The sequence below is a fragment of the Kribbella catacumbae DSM 19601 genome (assembly GCF_000372465.1).
In the GTDB taxonomy this organism is placed as follows: Bacteria; Actinomycetota; Actinomycetes; order Propionibacteriales; family Kribbellaceae; genus Kribbella; species Kribbella catacumbae.
The window spans coordinates 117,636-135,489 of sequence record NZ_AQUZ01000018.1 but is presented as its reverse complement, the minus strand read 5'-3'; the positions used below and the strand labels follow the sequence as shown (position 1 = coordinate 135,489).

Sequence of the window (17,854 nt, the reverse complement as noted above, 5' to 3'; positions counted from 1 at the left end):
AGTATGTGGATAGGGGAAATCCCGGGCCACCATGCTCGCTACGCTCGTACTGGCGATCTGCGAGTTGGAGGTTTTGTATGACGTTTGCCCCGTACGCCGATGAGACCCGGCTGCTGCGGTTCCGTTCGGCCGGACCTGATGACGCGGAGCAGGTCGCGGTGCTGCATGCGGACAGTTGGCGACGCAATTACCGGGGCGCCTATGCCGACTCGTTCCTCGATGGAGACGTCGTCGCCGATCGTGTGGAGGTGTGGTCGGGACGGCTATCGGTACCAGGCGACAGCGCAACGGTCCTTGCCGAGCGCAACGGACAGCTGGCGGGCTTCGTGCATGTCATGTTCGACACTGACCCGAAGTGGGGCAGCCTCGTCGACAACCTCCACGTCCACCACACCCAACGCCGTACCGGCATCGGCACCCAACTCCTGAACCACGCCGCCCAAGCCACGATCGACCGCGCAAGCGCCAAAGCCTTGTATTTATGGGTGTTGGAGCAGAACACCGCCGCCCAGCAGTTCTACCTCGCCACCGGAGCCACCCGCGCCGACACCGCACCCGTGCCCCCACCCGGCGGAGACCCAACCCGCCTCAACGGCACCCCCAACGGCCAACGCATGACCTGGCCCGACGCCTCCCAGCTTGCGCCGGCAACCCGCTAGCCTCGCGCGGTCGCTCACTCAATCCAGCCTGACACCAGCCCACGGCATGATCTCGAACCGAACCTTCGACAGCCGGCCGTCCATCAGGTAAGGAAACCCTTCAAGGTAGTAGCGAAAGCTGCCGGATCGTCGAGCCAGGGGAAGTGGCCGGCGGCCGGGTGAACGACGACACGGGAGTTGGGGAAGAGGGCCGCTAGCTCGGCGACAGTGGTAGGCGGGGCGCCCAGGTCGTACTCGCCGGCGGTGAGCAGCACAGGCGCAGGGAACGTCGCGAGGGTGGCGCGCGTGGAGTGCGGGGTGTAAGCGCCTTCGGAGCTGTACAGCGCGGCGGCTTCGTTGTTGCGCTGTATGTCTTCCAGAGTGTGGAAGTCCTGCGCGGCTGCGTCCCAGCGGCCGTACGAGAAGGGTGTGATCGCTTCCCAGTTCTCAGAGGTGTGCTCGCCCGCTGTGATGGCTTCCAGTGCCGCGTACGCCGGGGCGAACCACGGCTCGCCGTCACGGAGGCGGGCCTGCGACAAGCGCGTCTCGCCGGAGATCGTCAGGCCGGCCGCGTAGACGCTCGGGGTGATCAGTGCGAGCTTGCTGACCCGCTCGGGGTACCAGGCGGCGTACAGCATCGCCAGGTTGGCGCCGCCCGAGTGGGCGAGCAGATCCAGCTGCTCGAGGCCGAGGTGCTTCCGCAGAGCCTCCACGTCCTCGACCTGCCGATCACACCGGTACGTCGTAGTGTCCGCCGGTACTGCGGATTCCCCGGTACCGCGAAGATCCAGCATCACCAGTCGCCGGTACTCCGACATGCCGCCCAACTCGCCGAAGTACTCGGAAGCCTGCATCGGTCCACCCGGTAGGCAGACGACTGGTGCACCCTGCCCGAACTCGTGGTAGGCCAGCTCGGTCCCGTCGGGTGCGGAGAAGGTCGGCATGCCCATGACGATCTCAACACGCTCCGCACCGGGCAACAGGATTAGTAGCCCCACGCGGGATGAAAGCAGGGCACCGAGGCGACGAATCCATGGAAGCCTTGGTGCCCTGCGGGTTCACCACGATGCCGCTAACCGCTTCACAACGCAAAACCGGAACATTCGGGGGGCCGACCGGGTTGGGTGGCAGAGTGGGGGTAGGACTGGTGACGAGTTGGGAGTCAAGGGTGAGCATTCGGGTCGGGTACAAGGCGTCAGCTGAGCAGTTCGGGCCGCGGGATCTGGTCGAGTACGCGGTACGGGCCGAGGAGCTCGGGCTGGACAGCGTGACGGTGTCGGACCACTTCCTGCCGTGGCGGCACGAGGGTGGGCATGCACCGTTCGCGCTCGCCTGGATGGCGGCTGTCGGGGAGCGGACGAACCGGGCGCTGCTCGGTACGTCGGTGCTCACGCCGACCTTCCGGTACAACCCGGCCGTGATCGCGCAGGCGTTCGCGACGATGGGGCTGCTCTACCCGGACCGGATCATGCTCGGCGTCGGCACCGGTGAGGCGCTGAACGAGATCGCCGTCTCGGGCCGGGAGTGGCCGGAGTTCAAGGAGCGGTTCGCGCGGCTGCGGGAGGCCGTCGACCTCATCCGCAACCTGTGGACCCAGGAGGGCGTCAGCTCGGAAGGACCGTTCTACCCGACCGTCAACGCGTCGATCTACGACCGCCCGGCGACCCCGATCAAGGTGTACGTCGCCGCCGGCGGCCCGCTCGTCGCGAAGTACGCGGGCCGGGTCGGCGACGGTTTCATCGCGACCTCGGGCAAGGGCATGGACCTCTACACCGAGAAGCTGCTGCCGGCCGTCAAGGAGGGCGCCGAGAAGGCCGGGCGTTCCGTCGACGCGGTCGACAGGATGCTCGAGGTCAAGATCTCCTACGACCGCGACCCGGCGCAGGCGCTGGAGAACACCCGGTTCTGGGCGCCGCTGTCGCTGACTCCGGAGCAGAAGCACAGTGTGGACAGCGCGACCGAGATGGAGCGCCTGGCCGACGAACTGCCGATCGAGCAGGTCGCGAAGCGCTGGATCGTCGCCTCCGATCCCGAGGATGCGGTCGCCCAGCTCCAGCCGTACCTCGATGCCGGCTTCAACCACCTGGTGATGCACGGCCCGGGCCACGACCAGGAGCGCTTCCTGACCCAGTTCACCTCGGACGTCCTGCCGCTTCTCCGCAAACTGGGCTGACCCCACGATGGAGCGCTGGCCGGATTCGCAGTACCGGATCGGGATCTCCGGCTGGCGCTACCCACCCTGGCGCAAGGTCTACTACCCCGACGGCCTGCCGCAACGGGCCGAGCTGGAGTACGCCTCCCGCAGGCTGAACTCGGTCGAGCTGAACGGCTCGTTCTACTCGCTGCAGCGACCGACGTCGTACCAGCGCTGGTACGACGAGACGCCACCCGGCTTCGTCTTCTCGGTCAAGGGACCGCGGTTCGTCACGCACCTGAAGAAATTGGCCGACGTGGAAGCCCCGCTGGCCAACTTCTTCGCCTCGGGCGTGCTCGCACTAGCCGACAAGCTAGGTCCGGTGCTGTGGCAACTACCTCCGACGCTGGGCTACGAACCTGCAAGGCTGGCAGCGTTCTTCGACCTGTTGCCCAGGACAACAAGCGCTGCGGCAAAGGTTGCCAAGGGCCACGATGAGCGGATGGAAGGCCGGAGTCTCCTCACTTGCCCGGTGGATCAGCCGATCAGGCACGCGCTCGAGATCCGGCATCCGTCGTACCAGAACCAGGAGTTCCTCGACCTCCTGCGCGAGCACGATATCGCCGTGGTCTGCGCGGACAGCGCGGGCAAATGGCCGCTGCTGGACGCCATCACCGCGGACTTCGCCTATGTCCGGTTGCACGGGGCCGAGGAGCTCTATGTGAGTGGATATGACGACAAAGCGCTCGACGCGTGGGCGAAGAAGATCCAGGCTTGGCACCAGGACGTCTACGTGTACTTCGACAACGACGTCAAGGTGCGGGCGCCGTTCGACGCGGAGGCGCTGGCCGGACGATTGGGGACCGGTTGACCTTCGCCGGTCAGCTGGGGACGCCCTTAGGCCACCACGGGGGGATGTTGCCCGGACAGGTACCGGGCAGGGTTTCCGGCGTACCGGCCCAGGAGAACAGGGCGAGATCGGCGATGGCGATGGCGATCGCGGCCGCCAGCAGCGGCATCGTCCACTTGCCGCCCTTGCCTCGGCGCATGAAGCGGAAGACGAGGTTGAACAGCACGATGTTGACCACGAAGGACACCGGGATGCCCACGAAGAACAGCGTCGTCCCGTTGCTGACTTTTCCGGTCAGTACGACGTGGCAGGCATCCCAGGCTCGCCGGGTCATCACGATCAGCCCGAACGCGGCCGACCCGCCGATCACCACCGACAGGAAGGTCTCGCCCTTGCTGCTCTTCGCCATGCCAGAACGGTAGCGGTTCGGGTGGTGCGTTCAGGTCGTGATGGTGACCGGGCGTTGCGGGTGTTCGAGCGGATCGGTCGACAGCCGGGCGTGCCGCTCCACGTCGTACCGGGTGCCGTCGTAGTTGAGGCGCTGACGTTCGAGGCCTTCGAAGAGGAAGCCCGCGCTGCCCGCCACCCCGCACGAAGCCGGGTTGTTGGTGCGGTGGCCGAGCTCCAGCCGATAGAGGCCGGCATCGTGATGCGCCCAGTCGACGAGCGCACGGAGGGCGTCCCTGGCCACCCCTTGCCCGCGGACGTCGGTGATCGTCCAGTACCACGTCCAGCCGACCTGATGGCGGTCGATGTTGGTCACCGCGACGCAGCCGATGGGATGGTCGTCGGCATCCGCGACGGCGTACACGTGCCCGTTGTCCAGGTCTGCCACCCGGCCGATCCAGTCGACCGCGCTCGCGGTGTCGCGGATGCCGCCCTGGTTGACCATGTCGGGCTCCCGATGGGCATCGGTCAGCCGCAACGCATCAGCCACGCGCCAACGACGCAGGTCCAGCCTCGCCAGGTCATACCCCATTCATCGAGGCTACCGCCGGGTCACCGTCCCCAAACCCCTGCACGGCGCGTTCTGCCAACCCCCTAACGCCGCATTAGGGTCTAGCTCATGGCATTTCTTGACTTCAGGGATCAGGTCGTCCTCATCACCGGGGCCAGCAGCGGGATCGGGGCGGCGGCCGCGGTGGGGTTTGCCGAGGCGGGGGCGACGGTCGCGTTGCACTACCACCGCAACGAGGAGGGCGTGCGGCACACGTCGACCGCGGTGAGCACCGCGGGCGGTACGGCGTCGGTGCACCAGGCCGATCTCGCGGTCGCGGACTCCGCCGCCGCGCTCATCGACGAGGTGCTCGCGCGGCACGGGCGGATCGACGTACTGGTCAACAACGCCGGTGACCTGGTCAAGCGCGCGCCGGTGACCGACCTACCGGACGAGGAGTTCCACCGGATCATGGACGTCAACCTGACGTCGGTGTTCGCGATGTGCCGGCGGATCGTGCCGGTACTGCGCGCGCAGGGCGGCGGCGCGATCGTCAACGTCACCTCGATCTCCGGACGGCACGGCGGAGGCGGCGGCTCGGTCGTCTACGCGACCAGCAAGGGCGCTGTCAGCACGTTCACCCGTGGTCTGGCCAAGGAGCTGGCGCCCGAAGGCATCCGCGTCAACGCGATCTCGCCCGGCGTCATCCGGACGCCCTTCCACGACCGGCACACCGGCGACGAGCAGCTGCAGGCGATGCGCGCCGCGATCCCGATGGGCCGCACCGGCGCCCCGCGCGAATGCGTCGGCACCATCCTCTACCTCGCCTCGGACGCGATGAGCAGCTACGTCACCGGCCAGATCATCGAGGTCAACGGCGGCCAGCTGATGCCGTGACGGCTATCAGCGCGCGGGTGACGGCCGTCAGCGCACCGAGTGGCGTCGGGTGACGGCGGCCTGCTCGCGGCGGTCGGGCCGGAAGAGCGTGTTGTGGTCGAAGGTCGCTCCGGTCGACCGGTAACCAAGCTCATCCAGTACTGCGTGCAGCCGCGGCCTGAGGTCGGCACGCTTGTCCTCGACGAGTACGGCGCGCGGCTGTAGCCGGATCAGCGTCCTGGTCGCGCCGGCGAGGGCGGCCGTCTCTGAGCCCTCGACGTCGAGCTTGACCACGTCGAGGCGCTCCAGCGACCGTTCGCGCACCCAGTCGTCCAGCCGGATCACGGGTACGTCCTGGACGACCTCGCCATCCGCCTGCAGCGACCGGACGCCCGAGTCAGCCGGGTCATAGCGCGAGTCCGCGTGCAGCGCCGCCTGGTGCTTGCGCTCGCCTAGTGCCACCGGTACCAGCGTGATGAGGTCGGCCAGCCCGTTGCTCTCGGCCGCGGCGCGCAGCTTGTCCAACGAATCCTCGGCCGGCTCGAAGGCGATCACCTGACCACCACCGAGGTCACGCAGTTGCTTGGCCGCGCCGAGGCTGTGCAGCCCGATGTTCGCCCCGATGTCCAGTACTACGTCGCCCGGCTTCAACTCGGAGCGCAGGAAGCGCGTGACGGCCGGCTCGTAGCGCCCCGCGTAGTACAGGACCGCCTGCAGGTTGTCGCGGAGGTCGAGATGCCACCGCAGACCCTGTCGCCGTACTGCGATGTCGGTCGTCGCCCACTCCGGCGAGATCTTCACCAGGTGCGGATTCCGGTCCGCGACCCGCGGTGAGATCCGGTTGGCGACTCGCGTGACGCCGGCCTCGGTCAGGCCCTCGGCGGAGCCCACCACTCGCGCGATCCGCCGCGCGGCATCGACGCCGAGCGACCGCCCGGCGGCGTGGGGAACCTCCCACGCCGCCCGGCGGACGACTCCATCGCGATACTCCATCCCCCATCGTTACCCGTTTCCGGGCAGGATCATTCACGCCGGGAAGTAAGAATCAGCGCAAGACCTTCAGTTGGACAGCCGCCGGAAGGTGGCCGCGGACAGCGGCAGGAAAATCGCGGTCAGCAGCAGCGGGCCGATGATCGCGGCTTCGAGAGCGTGGTCGCCGATCCACGAGGCCGCCGACGGATCGGGGTTGCCGAACAGCGACCTGGCGGCGGTCGCCGCCGCCGACAGCGGATTCCACTGGGCGATCGTGCCGAGCCAGTCGGGCATCGTCGAGGTGGCGACGAACGCGCTGGACAGGAATCCGATCGGCCAGATCAGCACCTGCACGGCCATGATGCTCTGGGCGTTCTTCACGGCGAGCCCGATGAAGATCCCGACCCAGAGCAGCGCGAACCGCAGCAGCAGAAGCAGCCCGAAGGCCGCCAGCGCCTCGAGCATGCTGCCGTGCCACCGCCAGCCGAGCGCAAGCCCGGCGCCGCTCAGCACGAGCAACCCGACAGCCGAATCAAGCAGATCCGCGATGCACCGGCCGAGAACAACCGCCGCCGAACTCATCGGCAGCGAACGGAACCGGTCGGTGACGCCCTTGGCCACGTCGGTGGTGACCGCGGTCATCGTCGCCTCCAGCCCGAACAGCATCGCCAGCGCGAAGATGCCCGGCACCAGCAGTTCGTAGTACGACTCACCGGCCGGGGTCTCCATCGCGCCGCCGAGCAGGGCGCCGAACATCAGCAACATCAGCACCGGGAAGAACCAGCCGAAGATCACCGGCCACGGCTGCATCCGCCAGTGCAGCAAAGCCCGCCGGGTGATCGTCCAGCCGTCCGCCAGGGCCCAGCCCAGTCGCGCCGTCATGCCGGCACCCCCGATCCGGTCAGGTTCAGGAAGACCTCGTCCAAGGTCGGTCTGCGCAAAGTGATGTCCTCCGGTTCGATATTTGCTCCCTGCAACAAAGTGGCGACCTCGACGAGTGCCCGGGTGCGGTCCTTGACCGGGATGCTCACCCGCAACCCGTCCACCCGGACCTCGCCGTCGGCAAGCCGGTCGACCAGCTGCCGGATGTGCTGGACGTCGTCCTGCTCGGTGACCACCAGGTCCAGCCAGTCCGCGCCCAGCTGGGCCTTCAGCGCATCCGGGGTGCCCTCGGCAACGACTTTGCCTGCCTTGAGCATCGAGATCCGGTCGGCCAGCTGGTCGGCCTCGTCCAGGTACTGCGTGGTCAGCAACACCGTCGTCCCGCCCTTCACGAGCTCGCGCACCGCGGACCACACCTCGGCCCGCCCGCCCGGATCGAGCCCAGTGGTCGGCTCGTCGACGAACAGCACCGCCGGCGCGACGATCAGGCTCGCGGCCAGGTCAAGCCGCCTCCGCATCCCACCCGAGTACTTCGAAGCCGGCAACGCGGCCGACTCGGTCAGGCTGAAGCGCTCGAGCAGTTCGTCGGCCCGGCGTACCGCCTTGGCATGGCCGAGATGGTTAAGCCGGCCGAACATGACCAGGTTCTGCTTGCCGGTGAGGATCTCGTCGACGGCGGCGGACTGGCCGACCAGGCCGATCCTGCGCCTGACCTCCGCGCCCTGCCGGCGGACGTCGTACCCGGCGATCCGTGCCTCGCCGGAATCCATCGTGAGCAGGGTCGCCAGGATCCGTACCGCTGTCGTCTTGCCGGCCCCGTTCGGCCCGAGCAGGCCGGTCACCGTGCCGGCGCTCACCTCCAGGTCGAATCCGTTCAGCCCCGCCCCCTCGGTGCCTCCGGCGTAGTTCTTGCGTACTTCGAACGCCTCGATCACACGCTCCGTAGTCACTTCCCACCCTCTCGTTCGGCGCGAGCCGTAGACTGTACCGTACACCGTACGACTCAGGTACGATCGGGTCAACGACGACCGGCTGGAGTTTGTTCCCGTGAGTGGAAAGCTGTGAGTGGAAAGAAGACCGCGCCATCCGATCCGGCGCGCAGTTTGGCGCTGCTCTGGGGCAGTCACACCAAGCCGGGCAGATCCGGGCTGACGGTGCGCTCGATCGTCCAGGCGGCGATCGGGCTCGCCGACGCCAGCGGGCTCGAGGCCGTCTCGATGCGGCTGGTCGCCGAGCAGTTGAAGGTCGGCACGATGTCGCTCTACACGCACGTACCGGGCAAGGGCGAGTTGGCCGACCTGATGTTCGACACCGTCTATGGAAGCCTGTACGCCGACGTCGACGAGCCGTCCCGTCAGTCGGGCGGCTGGCGTGGCGCGCTCGAGTTCATCGCCCGCCGCAACTGGGACGTGCTGACCCGGCACCCATGGCTCCACGACATCTCGGCGGGGCGCAATGCCCTCGGGCCGAACATCAGCCTCAAGTACGAAGCCGAGCTCCGCCCATTGGACGGCCTCGGCCTCACCGACGTCGAGATGGACTCGACACTCGCCCTCGTCATCACGCATGTCACGGGCACGGCCCGAGCGGCCGCCGAGCAGTTGCGGACGCAGCAGGAGTCCGGCATGTCGGACGAGGAGTGGTGGCTGACCACGAGTCCGGTGTTGGAGCGCTACATGGCCGGCCTGGCCGACAAGTTCCCGGTAGCCGGCCGCGTCGGCACCTCAGCCGGCCAGGAATACCAAGCCACCATGGACCCCGCCCACGCCCTCACCTTCGGCCTAACCCGAATCCTCGACGGCACAGCTCTTCTGATCGCTGAGCGCGGCGGTGGTGTCCCGATCGACAGGACATAGTCCGGAGCCGCGCAGCCTCGCCCGCTCAGGGAGTAGGTCAGGGGTCAGGAATTCGGGACTATGTCCTGTCGATCGGCACGGATCTCAGCTGTTGAGCAGATCCTCGAACGGCGTCGGGTTGGCGTAAGGATCCACGGGTGCCCGGCGTTCGTTGCTCATGGCATCGACTAGTTCTGCTGCGGCGCGGTCGATGCGTCCGTGGAGTTTGGTGGCGCCCGCTCCCCAGTCGGAGGAAGCGGCGTAGACGCCGGTCGGCAGCACTACCGCCTTCAGGTACGAGAAGAGTGGCCGCAGCGCAAAATCCAGCACGAGTGAGTGGCGTTCGGTGCCGCCGGTTGCGGCGATCAGGACGGGTTTGCCGGCCAGCGCCTGGTCGTCCAGGACATCGAAGAACATCTTGAACAGGCCGTTGTACGACGCGCTGAAGGTCGGCGTCACCGCGATCAGACCATCCGCCGCGACAACGGTCTCGAGCACCTTCCCGAGCTCCCGCGACGGGAAGCCGGTCAGCAGGTTGTTGGTCAGATCATGCGCGAGTTCACGCAGCTCGATCACCTCGACCCGGTACGCCGTACCGCGTCCGTCCAGTTGGTCTCGGACAGCGGCGGACAGTCGATCGGCGAGCAGTCGCGTCGACGAAGGTGTCGTGAGGCCGGCTGTCACCACCGCGATCGTGCGCTCGGTCATCGGGTCCCCTCCAGGCCGACGACCTCCGGGCTGACGGTCTCGAGCGCACGGCCCCGATCGGCCGCCGCCTTCAGCGACTCGTGAGTCGGAGCCTCCGGTACGTGCGCCGGTCGCAATGCGTCGAACTCCTTACGCAGTACGGGAATCACTTCCTCGCCGAGGATGTCCAGCTGCTCCAGCACCGTCTTCACCGGCAGGCCGGCGTGGTCGGCGATGAACAACTGCCGCTGGTAGTCACCGAACTTCTCCCGGAACGTCATGGTCCGGTCGATGATCTCCTGCGGGCTGCCGACCGCGAGCGGGGTCTGCTCCATGGTGTCTTCCATCGACGGGCCGCCGCCGTAGATCGGCGAGTGGTCGAAGTACGGCCGGTACTCCGCCCGCGCGTCCTGCGAGTTCTTGCGCATGAATACCTGCCCGCCGAGCCCGACGATCGCCTGGTCCGCGGCGCCGTGACCGTAGTGCTCGAAGCGCGAACGGTAGTGCTGGATCAGCCGCGCGGTGTGGTCGGCCGGCCAGAAGATGTTGTTGTGGAAGAACCCGTCGCCGTAGTACGCCGCCTGCTCGGCGATCTCGGGGCTGCGGATCGAGCCGTGCCAGACGAACGGCGGTACGCCGTCCAGCGGGCGCGGGGTCGAGGTGAAGCCTTCGAGCGGAGTACGGAACTTGCCTTCCCAGCTGACCACGTCCTCGCGCCAGAGCCGGCGCAGCAGGGCGTAGTTCTCGACCGCGAGCTGGATGCCGTTGCGGATGTCCTGCCCGAACCACGGGTAGACCGGGCCGGTGTTGCCGCGGCCCATCATCAGGTCCACCCGGCCGTCGGCCAGGTGCTGCAGCATCGCGTAGTCCTCGGCGATCTTCACCGGGTCGTTCGTGGTGATCAGCGTCGTGGAGGTGGAGAGCAGGATCTTCGAGGTCTTGGCGGCGATGAAGCCGAGCAGCGTGGTCGGCGACGACGGTACGAACGGCGGGTTGTGGTGCTCGCCGGTCGCGAACACGTCCAGACCGACTTCCTCGGCCTTCAGGGCGACGGTCACCATCTGCTGGATCCGCTCGCCCTCGGTCAGCGTCCGGCCGCTGACCGGGTCCTTGGTCACGTCGCCGACGGTGAACACACCGAACTGCATCTGCGCTCCTCGAGATCTTGGTAGTTCACGATTAAACTACCTCACCGTGGTGAACGCCAATCCGCAGCGGCTCATTCCATCATCGGCGACCGGCCGGCGGTAGCGGGCTGTCGAAGTCCAGGTCGAGGGAATCGCCCATTCCGGGCTCAAGGGCTGATTGGCTCTTGTCAGGCTGATTCCGTCCAGTGAAACTAGGTCCCGTCCTGCGAAACCTCGCCGCCCCGAGGAGCGTTTTCCATGCCGAGACTTACCCGCCGTTTGCTGCTAGCCAGTGCTGTCAGCCTCCCAGCCGCGGCCGCGCTTCCCGCCTCCGCCGGGGGAGTTCCATCCAGCGGAACCACTGCTCGCGATATCTCCGCCGCTGGATGAGTCCTATCGCCCCAACCTGCAGCCGAGTCTGCAGAGCCGCTGGTCGTGGACCGGCGGGCAGATCTGGGTGATCGCGCCCGAACGAAAGGCCAAGTCCGAGGCCGAGGACTTCGCCGCCTCGGAAGGGTGCTCGGGGATCGCCTGGGTGAGGTTGGCCCAGCCGTTGCGTTACGACCTGCAGCCGAGCTGGCCGTCGCGGATCCGGGCGCTGGGGCCGACCGTGCACGACCTCGGGGTGGAGTCGCTGACGATCCGGAACGAGCTCCGGCCGATGACGATCCACAACCGCCATCCTGGCTCGAACGGCCTTTGTTTCCAGGCGGTTCACGATTGCTGGGCGGACGACGTACGGGTCGAGAACTGCGATCTCGGGTTCGGGTTCACCACCACCAAGGCGGTCACGCTGACCGATGTCGCGGTCGGCGGACGATCCGCGCACCACAGCTTTGCTTGCCGGATGCAATCACATGACAACCTGGTCGACGGCTTCGAGATCGAGAAGTTCGCAGTACCGCTGCCGGCCGGCGCGCTGCATCACGGCCTCAACCTCGAAGGCCTGTCGGCCGGCAACGTCTGGCGCCGCGGCACGATGGCCGAAGGCACCTTCGACACCCACCGAGCGATGCCCTTCGCCGATGTCGCTCCCCGCAGCATCGCCGTCGGCGTACAGGGCCTGGCCTCCGCGGGCAGCGGCCTGCCGCGCGACTTCCCGGGAGACCTCGAAAACGGCACCTATCAACTGGCGTCGCGGCCGTCAGTCACCGACCTGTACGCCGCTCAGCGGGCGCGGCAGGACTGAGCGCGGAGACTCTGGGAGGCCAGCAACGAATCGTCGGCGGGCGTCGAGCTCAGATCCCGGCGTGCTGGATCACGGGTGCGGCGGCTCTGGCGGCGAGCTGCCAGCTCTGTCGCCGGAACGCCAGCACGATGCCGGCGAGCGCCGCACTGCTGAGGACACCGGCGATGACGATCAGTACGACGTCGCCGGTGAACCCGCCGGTCACGACGAGCCCGAGCCCGACGACGACCGCGCAGACCGCCAGTACGATCGCCGTCGACCGGCTCTGCCAGACCCACTGCCCACCGCTCTCGACCTCGGCTGCCAAACCGTTCGCGAACGTCCGCAGCTCGTCGTCCCATGGCGCCAGCTCGAGGATCCGGGCCGCGGCCTCCCGGCACATCGCGCGCTGCTGCTCGCTCGCGATCAACCGCACCTCGTAGATGGTGATCGCCAGTGAGGCCTCGGTCATCCGCCTGATCGCCCAGGCGAGCTGACGCCGCAGTTCGTTGTCGTCCGGCCGCGCGAGCAGCTCATGGTGCAGCCGCTCGACTGCGGCGGCCGGGCCCTCGTCGGGGTGAAGAGTCACTGGTCAATTCCTGCCTGGTACGACGTCACGGCTTGGCCGCGTCGTGGGCGGTCGTGTAGATCTGCTGCATGGCCGGCCAGTTCTTGAGCAGCGCGGACGCGTAGACCACGTAGTCGTTCTGCCCGGCCCGCCAGTAGACGGAGTCCACGTGTTTGCGGCCGTCGGCGGTGTCGAACTCGAACGTCCAGGTGACCGACTCATGGTCGCGCCAGGTCTCCGGACGCAGCGCGATCAGCTTGTAGCCTGGGTACTGCTTGCTGAAGTTCCGCTCGGTGGTCCGCATGACGTCGATCAACGGCTGAGCCGGCGACGCCGAACCGCCGTACCGTAGTAAGCTGGTCGGCTGCGTCGGGTCGGTGGCCTGGGCGTCGGTCTTGCCCCCACGGACCTTCGCCGGCCAGCCGCTGGGGATCTTGGTGACGACCCCGCCCGGGCCGGAGACGTCCTTGAATGCCCCAGCCGGGGTCGGCTTGCTCGTCGGGGCGGTCGGGGTGCTGGGCGCCTCCGAGCTCTCGGTCGGTGTGGGCGATGACGAGGCCGCTGGGGTCGGCGTGCTGGTGGACGGCTTGGGTACGGCGGCATCCGCCGTACCGCTCGTCCCGCGGAGCAGGAGCAGGCTGGTGCCGATGAGCCCGCAGACGACAAGGTTGGCGGTGAAAGCGATCACGGCAACCTTGGTGGAGCTCGCCTGAGTCATCACGACTCGGGCTGGAACACGAGTTTGCCCTGGTCGACGATGACCGGTCCGGACACCCTGAACGTCGAGTTGTCGGTGATCGGGCTACCGCCGTACCCGGTGCCAGTGACGGTCGCCGTGCCGCTGGCGGTGGTCTCGACCATGACCGAACCGCTGTCGTCGAGGCTCAACTGGATCGTCGGGAAGGTGTCGATCTTCCAGACCTGCTGGGTCGCCTCGGACGAGAACGGGCAGTTGCTGTCGGGCTTGGTCGCGTCGGTCAGGCAGCCCTTCAGATAGTCCTTCACCTGCGCGTCCACGGCCGACTGGGCGGAGGCCTTGATCTTCGGATCCAGGGTTGCGTCCTGGTCGTCGAACCCGGCGTCGATGGTGACCGGCGCGCTCTCCAGCAGCGGGTTGTCCGCGACACTGACGACGTACCGGCCCGGGAACACCTGCAGCAGGCGCGATTCTCTGGACTCGTCCGGCAGCGGCTTCCCGTTCACTTGGACGTCGACCGAGGCCGCCGCCGTAGTGATCTGGATCGACGGCAGACCGCCGTCGATCGCCCAGCCGCGGAACAGGCCGAGTGTCAGTTCGTCCTTGCGGTGCAGGGGAATTTCGCCGCTGATCGTGTTCTCGCCGATGCGGAAGCTGACCTGCGCGGCCTTCTCGTCCTCGAGTTCGCCGATCTTCAGGTCGGTCGGCGGGACGTACTGCTCCGCGCCGACGATCTCACTCGTCGCCGAACTGCTGTCCTTGATGTACGACGCCGCCTTCGCTGCATCGCGATCCGCGAGCGCCCCGAAGTACCCCTCGACCGCGGCCTCCGGCGTCAGCCAGATCCGTTGCACGGCGTACGTCGTGGCACACAGCACCACGACCACCGCGGTCACCACCGCGGTGATCGCCTTGGTGCGCGGCGATGCCTGCCACGGTTCGACGAACGGACTGATCGGTGGACTGGGCTGGGTCTGCACCATCATGCCTCCTCAGTACGGCGTGCTTGGGCGAGGTACTCGTCGCGCTTGACCTTGCGGGCGGCAAGGATCTGACCGTGATGGGCCACCGGCGGTTCGTGCCGGCACGTCGCCAGCTCGCGCCAAGCCACCGCCGACCGCCGCAACTCGTTGTGCCACCGCACCCCGTCGATCGGATTCACCGCCGCCGACATCACCCACCGATGCCAGTACCAGTACATCGTCAACTCGGTCCGGAGCCCTTCGTGCACCGGCCAGCACGGCGGCAACATCACCCACGGCGCATAGGCCTCCTCGACCCAGTCGACCCACGCCGCCAACCCGTCCCACGACTGCTCCAGCGCCTCCGCGCTCACCTCGTCCCAAACCCACGGCGGCTTAGGCGCCATCGTCACTCCCTCCCCATGTCGTCGCCCGCCGAGCTGTCCTCGTACGAGTAGTCCCCACCCTCGTAATCCCCGCCGCTGTCCCCAGACTCCATAGCCCCCGCCACCCGCGCATCATCCGCCGCAGCCTGCTCCTCATACCCACCCGAACCCGCATCCTCAGCCCCACCCTCAGCCTGAGCTTCCCCACCCTCAGCCCCAGCCGCCTCAGCATCAGCACCGCCCTCCGCTTCGGCCTGAGCACCGACCTCTTCCTCAGCACCTGCTTCGGCCTGAGCACCGGCGTCTTCCTCAGCACCTGCTTCGGTCTGAGTACCGGCGTCTTCGTCAGCGCCTACCTCAGTCTGAGTACCGGCCTCAACCTCAGCGCCTGCCTCGGATCCGGCTTCCGCATTTGCTTGAGTGTCAGCGTCGGACTCAGCTCCCGGACCAGCTCCAGCGTCAGCATCAGCGTCGGCCTCCGCCTGAGTGTCGGCGTCGGCTTCCGCCTTAGCTCCTGCTTCGTCCTGAGCGCCCGCCTCGGCCCCGTCCACGCCAGCCTCAGAATCCGCCTGCCTGTCAGCCGCCCGGCCAGGCTCGTCATCCGCATCCGCGCCCCCAGCCTCCGTCTCCGAGCCGGCCTCACCTTGGCGATCCGCCTGCTCCTCTGACTGCGCTTGACTCTCCGCGCGCGCCGACTCTTCCTCGGCCTCGCCCTCCGCGCGCGTTACCTCTTGATCAGCCTCCTGGTCGACCTGAGCATCATCAGCTTCAGCCGCAGCCCGCTCATCGTCCCCACGCTGCACAGCAGCCTCATCCTCCGCCTGCGCCGCTGCCTCACCCTCGGCTTGGGTCGCGGCTTCGTCTTCGGCTTGGGTGGCAGCTTCGTCCTCTGCCTGCGTGGCAGCCTCGTCCTCTGCCTGTGTCGCAGCCTCGTCCTCTGCCTGCGTGGCAGCCTCGTCCTCCGCCTGTGTCGCAGCCTCGTCGTCGCGGTCCGCATCGTCCTCGGACTGGGTTTGGTTCTCCGCGCGCGTCGACTCCTGGTCCTCGGCTTCGGTGCGCGCTACTTCCTGGTCGGATTCCTCGTCGACCTGAGCGTCGTCGGCTTCGGTCGCGGCCTGCTCGTCAGCTTCGCCCTGCGCCGCCTCATCTTCCGCCTGTACTTGCGCGTCCGTCTCAGCCTGCTGCTCGGACTCTTCCTGAGCATCAACCTGAGCGGTCGCATCAGCTTCCGTACCGTCGTTCTCGTCCTCCAGGCCATCGTCAGCACCCGGCCCAGTCTTCGGCTGCTCCTCCTTGAGAGTCGGCTCTTCTTCGAGACCCGGCTCCTCTTCGAGACTGAGCTGCTCCTCGGTCTTCGCGGAGTCGTTCAGGCCGGACTGATCAGCGTCGTCCTCGGCAGCAGGATCCCGTCCCGGTTCGGCAGGTTCACCACTCTCTCGATCACGATCCTGATCCCGCTCCTTCTCGCGGTTGCGCTCGTCCTCGCGCTCCCGCTCGGCCTGCTGCTCCGCCTGCTCGCGTGCCTCCTCGGCCTTCTGCTGGCGGAGCTGCTCCTCCTCGGCCAGAACCTGATCGATGACGTTCTGGGGCGCGGGGTCGAACTCCTGGACAGTCGCCGGCGTGCGGATCGTTTCGTGGCCAGGGGGAGCCTCCATGTTCCCGTAACGCTCGGCCTGCAGTTGGCTGATCGCAATCCGCCGTTGGGTGTCTTCTGGCTTGCCGACGCGATCCAGTTCGTACAGCAGATGGTTGCGGTCGTTCTTTACCTCAAAGCTCTCCGGTGTGTGGAACTGCACCTCGAATGAGTGCTGCGCCCGCCCGTCCTCTCCGACCATCGCCCACGTCGAGTTGATGCCGCGGTAGTCCGGAGTGTTCCAGCTGTTCCGGTCCTTGACTTTGACGAACCCTTGCGCGCGCAAGTTCTCGTAACAGGCGAGCACGCCCTGGGTGTATCGCTCGCGAGGGAACGTCAGGGTGTAGCGGTTGAGATCATTGGTTGCGAAGGCGGCGGCGGGCGCCGTCGTCAACGCCGGGCGGCGGGCAACCTTGCTCCGGAACGATTCGAGACTCTTGAGCGAGTAGCGAAGGCCTTCCAGCCTGCTGCCGTAGGCTGCCGCCGCACGTCTGGTCTGTTCGAGTGCTTCGTCAAGCAGTCCTCGCCGTCGAACGGCACGGAGGTGAGCTGCCTCCACGGCCTCGTTGTCGTCGGCCTCCAGGCGTAGGCGTGCCTCGTGTCCCTTGCCGTTCCAGGGTCCCGGACTCACAGCTCGGTGGCTCCCGAGATTCCGCGGGTCTCCTGGATCAGCCGCTCAGCCGTCGCGGCGTCGATGGGCTCCAGATCCGGGACCTCGTGGGGGCCGCCGACCTGGAAGTCTCTGATCGTCTGGGTCCGGATCCACTTGTTGTCACGGCCGAACCCCTCGTCGACGATCCCCTCCGGGCTGGGGAGATGCCTGTACACAACGGTTGCCTCGATGGGGTCGCCCTTGGCCGGGCTGAGGTACTGAACGTAGTACCTGGCGAATAGCTGGCGGTCCGCGATCAGAGTCCGCGCCTGCTCGGCAGAGATCGGTATCAGTAGATCGGGGTGCGGAAGGTTCGCGTCACCGCGCGGATGCCAGGTCCAGTCGATGAGCGAAAAGTATTCGAACTCGTCGCCGCGGTGGCGCCACAGACCGCTCGGTCGATCCACCGATTCCTTACGTGCTTTGGAAACCCAGGCCAGGTACTCGTAGTCGTTGGTGGTCATGCGGTGTCCCTTCAGGTGGTTGAACTCGTCGGTCATGCCGCTGATTCCGCGGGTCTCGTTGATCAGGCGCTCGGCCGTGTCGGCGTCGATGGGCTCCAGGTCGGGGACGTCGTGCGGACCACCCACCTCGAAGTCCCTGATGTCCGGCGTCTCAACCCAGACGTTGGCACGACCGAATGCCTCTTCGACCAGGCGTTCAGGGCTCCGAAACTGCCTGTACACCAGGGTGTCCTCATGGAGGTCGCCCTTGGCCGGGCTTCGGTGCATGACCCAGTACTTCGCGAACCGCTGGCGATCCGCGAGCAGTGTTTGAGCCTGCTCGGCACTGATCGGCACCTGTCAGGATGCGGCAACGGTACGTCGCCCTGGGGATGCCAGGTCCAGTC

The 17,854-nt window shown here is 67.4% G+C and carries 20 protein-coding genes; 6 read left to right on the top strand and 14 right to left on the bottom strand.

The window, feature by feature from the left end; genetic code table 11:
- The first annotated feature begins 77 nt into the window (after positions 1-77).
- Positions 78-659, top strand: a complete 582-nt coding sequence (locus A3ES_RS0120205; RefSeq protein ID WP_020388660.1) for a GNAT family N-acetyltransferase — start codon at positions 78-80, stop codon at positions 657-659.
- An 83-nt stretch (positions 660-742) separates the two neighbouring features.
- Here the strand turns inward: A3ES_RS0120205 and A3ES_RS0120200 are convergent, their stop codons facing one another.
- On the bottom strand, positions 743-1,582 hold the full coding sequence (locus A3ES_RS0120200; RefSeq protein WP_026163035.1) for an alpha/beta fold hydrolase: 840 nt from the start codon (positions 1,580-1,582) through the stop codon (positions 743-745).
- A 224-nt stretch (positions 1,583-1,806) separates the two neighbouring features.
- On the opposite strand from A3ES_RS0120200, the gene fgd reads away from it, so the two are divergent.
- Positions 1,807-2,811 carry a glucose-6-phosphate dehydrogenase (coenzyme-F420) gene (gene fgd, locus A3ES_RS0120195; RefSeq protein WP_020388658.1) on the top strand — a complete coding sequence of 335 codons (1,005 nt, stop codon included), beginning with the start codon at positions 1,807-1,809 and terminating at the stop codon, positions 2,809-2,811.
- A 7-nt stretch (positions 2,812-2,818) separates the two neighbouring features.
- Positions 2,819-3,643: a DUF72 domain-containing protein gene (locus A3ES_RS0120190; protein WP_020388657.1), complete on the top strand. Its 825-nt coding sequence runs from the start codon at positions 2,819-2,821 to the stop codon at positions 3,641-3,643.
- A 10-nt stretch (positions 3,644-3,653) separates the two neighbouring features.
- Here the strand turns inward: A3ES_RS0120190 and A3ES_RS0120185 are convergent, their stop codons facing one another.
- Together A3ES_RS0120185 and A3ES_RS0120180 are read right to left on the bottom strand one after the other, a co-directional pair.
- Positions 3,654-4,031 carry a hypothetical protein gene (locus A3ES_RS0120185; RefSeq protein WP_020388656.1) on the bottom strand — a complete coding sequence of 126 codons (378 nt, stop codon included), beginning with the start codon at positions 4,029-4,031 and terminating at the stop codon, positions 3,654-3,656.
- Positions 4,032-4,061: 30 nt separating this feature from the next.
- Positions 4,062-4,601 carry a GNAT family N-acetyltransferase gene (locus A3ES_RS0120180; protein ID WP_020388655.1) on the bottom strand — a complete coding sequence of 180 codons (540 nt, stop codon included), beginning with the start codon at positions 4,599-4,601 and terminating at the stop codon, positions 4,062-4,064.
- 87 nt (positions 4,602-4,688) lie between these two features.
- Between A3ES_RS0120180 and A3ES_RS0120175 the strand changes: the two genes are divergently transcribed.
- On the top strand, positions 4,689-5,456 hold the full coding sequence (locus tag A3ES_RS0120175; protein ID WP_020388654.1) for an SDR family NAD(P)-dependent oxidoreductase: 768 nt from the start codon (positions 4,689-4,691) through the stop codon (positions 5,454-5,456).
- A gap of 27 nt (positions 5,457-5,483) precedes the next feature.
- Here A3ES_RS0120175 and A3ES_RS0120170 read toward each other — a convergent pair whose 3' ends face one another.
- From A3ES_RS0120170 to A3ES_RS0120160, 3 genes are all read right to left on the bottom strand, one after another.
- Positions 5,484-6,428 carry an FkbM family methyltransferase gene (locus tag A3ES_RS0120170; protein WP_020388653.1) on the bottom strand — a complete coding sequence of 315 codons (945 nt, stop codon included), beginning with the start codon at positions 6,426-6,428 and terminating at the stop codon, positions 5,484-5,486.
- A gap of 66 nt (positions 6,429-6,494) precedes the next feature.
- Positions 6,495-7,289 carry an ABC transporter permease gene (locus tag A3ES_RS0120165; RefSeq protein WP_020388652.1) on the bottom strand — a complete coding sequence of 265 codons (795 nt, stop codon included), beginning with the start codon at positions 7,287-7,289 and terminating at the stop codon, positions 6,495-6,497.
- Positions 7,286-8,239 carry an ATP-binding cassette domain-containing protein gene (locus A3ES_RS0120160; protein ID WP_157630633.1) on the bottom strand — a complete coding sequence of 318 codons (954 nt, stop codon included), beginning with the start codon at positions 8,237-8,239 and terminating at the stop codon, positions 7,286-7,288. The genes A3ES_RS0120165 and A3ES_RS0120160 overlap by 4 nt, the downstream gene beginning before the upstream one ends.
- Before the next feature lie 111 nt (positions 8,240-8,350).
- Between A3ES_RS0120160 and A3ES_RS0120155 the strand changes: the two genes are divergently transcribed.
- Complete coding sequence (locus tag A3ES_RS0120155) at positions 8,351-9,145, top strand: TetR/AcrR family transcriptional regulator (protein WP_020388650.1); 795 nt, start codon at positions 8,351-8,353, stop codon at positions 9,143-9,145.
- A gap of 84 nt (positions 9,146-9,229) precedes the next feature.
- Here A3ES_RS0120155 and A3ES_RS0120150 read toward each other — a convergent pair whose 3' ends face one another.
- Both A3ES_RS0120150 and A3ES_RS0120145 read right to left on the bottom strand, forming a co-directional pair.
- Positions 9,230-9,832 carry an FMN reductase gene (locus A3ES_RS0120150; RefSeq protein WP_020388649.1) on the bottom strand — a complete coding sequence of 201 codons (603 nt, stop codon included), beginning with the start codon at positions 9,830-9,832 and terminating at the stop codon, positions 9,230-9,232.
- Complete coding sequence (locus A3ES_RS0120145; protein ID WP_020388648.1) at positions 9,829-10,959, bottom strand: LLM class flavin-dependent oxidoreductase; 1,131 nt, start codon at positions 10,957-10,959, stop codon at positions 9,829-9,831. The genes A3ES_RS0120150 and A3ES_RS0120145 overlap by 4 nt, the downstream gene beginning before the upstream one ends.
- A gap of 271 nt (positions 10,960-11,230) precedes the next feature.
- Between A3ES_RS0120145 and A3ES_RS0120140 the strand changes: the two genes are divergently transcribed.
- Positions 11,231-12,127 carry a hypothetical protein gene (locus A3ES_RS0120140; RefSeq protein ID WP_026163034.1) on the top strand — a complete coding sequence of 299 codons (897 nt, stop codon included), beginning with the start codon at positions 11,231-11,233 and terminating at the stop codon, positions 12,125-12,127.
- A gap of 49 nt (positions 12,128-12,176) precedes the next feature.
- On the opposite strand, the gene A3ES_RS0120135 is transcribed toward A3ES_RS0120140, so the two are convergent.
- From A3ES_RS0120135 to A3ES_RS55530, 6 genes are read right to left on the bottom strand one after another with little or no spacing between them, the layout of a single operon-like run.
- Entirely contained in the window at positions 12,177-12,695 is a 519-nt protein-coding gene (locus A3ES_RS0120135) for a hypothetical protein (RefSeq protein WP_020388647.1), read from the bottom strand.
- A gap of 25 nt (positions 12,696-12,720) precedes the next feature.
- The gene (locus tag A3ES_RS52680; protein WP_020388646.1) at positions 12,721-13,392 is read right to left on the bottom strand and encodes a hypothetical protein; all 672 of its coding nucleotides are present in this window, start codon (positions 13,390-13,392) and stop codon (positions 12,721-12,723) included.
- Positions 13,392-14,354 carry a hypothetical protein gene (locus A3ES_RS47720; RefSeq protein WP_020388645.1) on the bottom strand — a complete coding sequence of 321 codons (963 nt, stop codon included), beginning with the start codon at positions 14,352-14,354 and terminating at the stop codon, positions 13,392-13,394. Before A3ES_RS47720 ends, A3ES_RS52680 begins: the two co-directional genes overlap by 1 nt.
- On the bottom strand, positions 14,354-14,740 hold the full coding sequence (locus A3ES_RS0120120; protein WP_026163032.1) for a hypothetical protein: 387 nt from the start codon (positions 14,738-14,740) through the stop codon (positions 14,354-14,356). Before A3ES_RS0120120 ends, A3ES_RS47720 begins: the two co-directional genes overlap by 1 nt.
- Before the next feature lie 2 nt (positions 14,741-14,742).
- Positions 14,743-16,983, bottom strand: a complete 2,241-nt coding sequence (locus A3ES_RS0120115; protein WP_020388643.1) for a coiled-coil domain-containing protein — start codon at positions 16,981-16,983, stop codon at positions 14,743-14,745.
- Positions 16,980-17,804, bottom strand: a complete 825-nt coding sequence (locus A3ES_RS55530) for a hypothetical protein (protein ID WP_020388642.1) — start codon at positions 17,802-17,804, stop codon at positions 16,980-16,982. The genes A3ES_RS0120115 and A3ES_RS55530 overlap by 4 nt, the downstream gene beginning before the upstream one ends.
- Between the last annotated feature and the right edge of the window lie 50 nt (positions 17,805-17,854).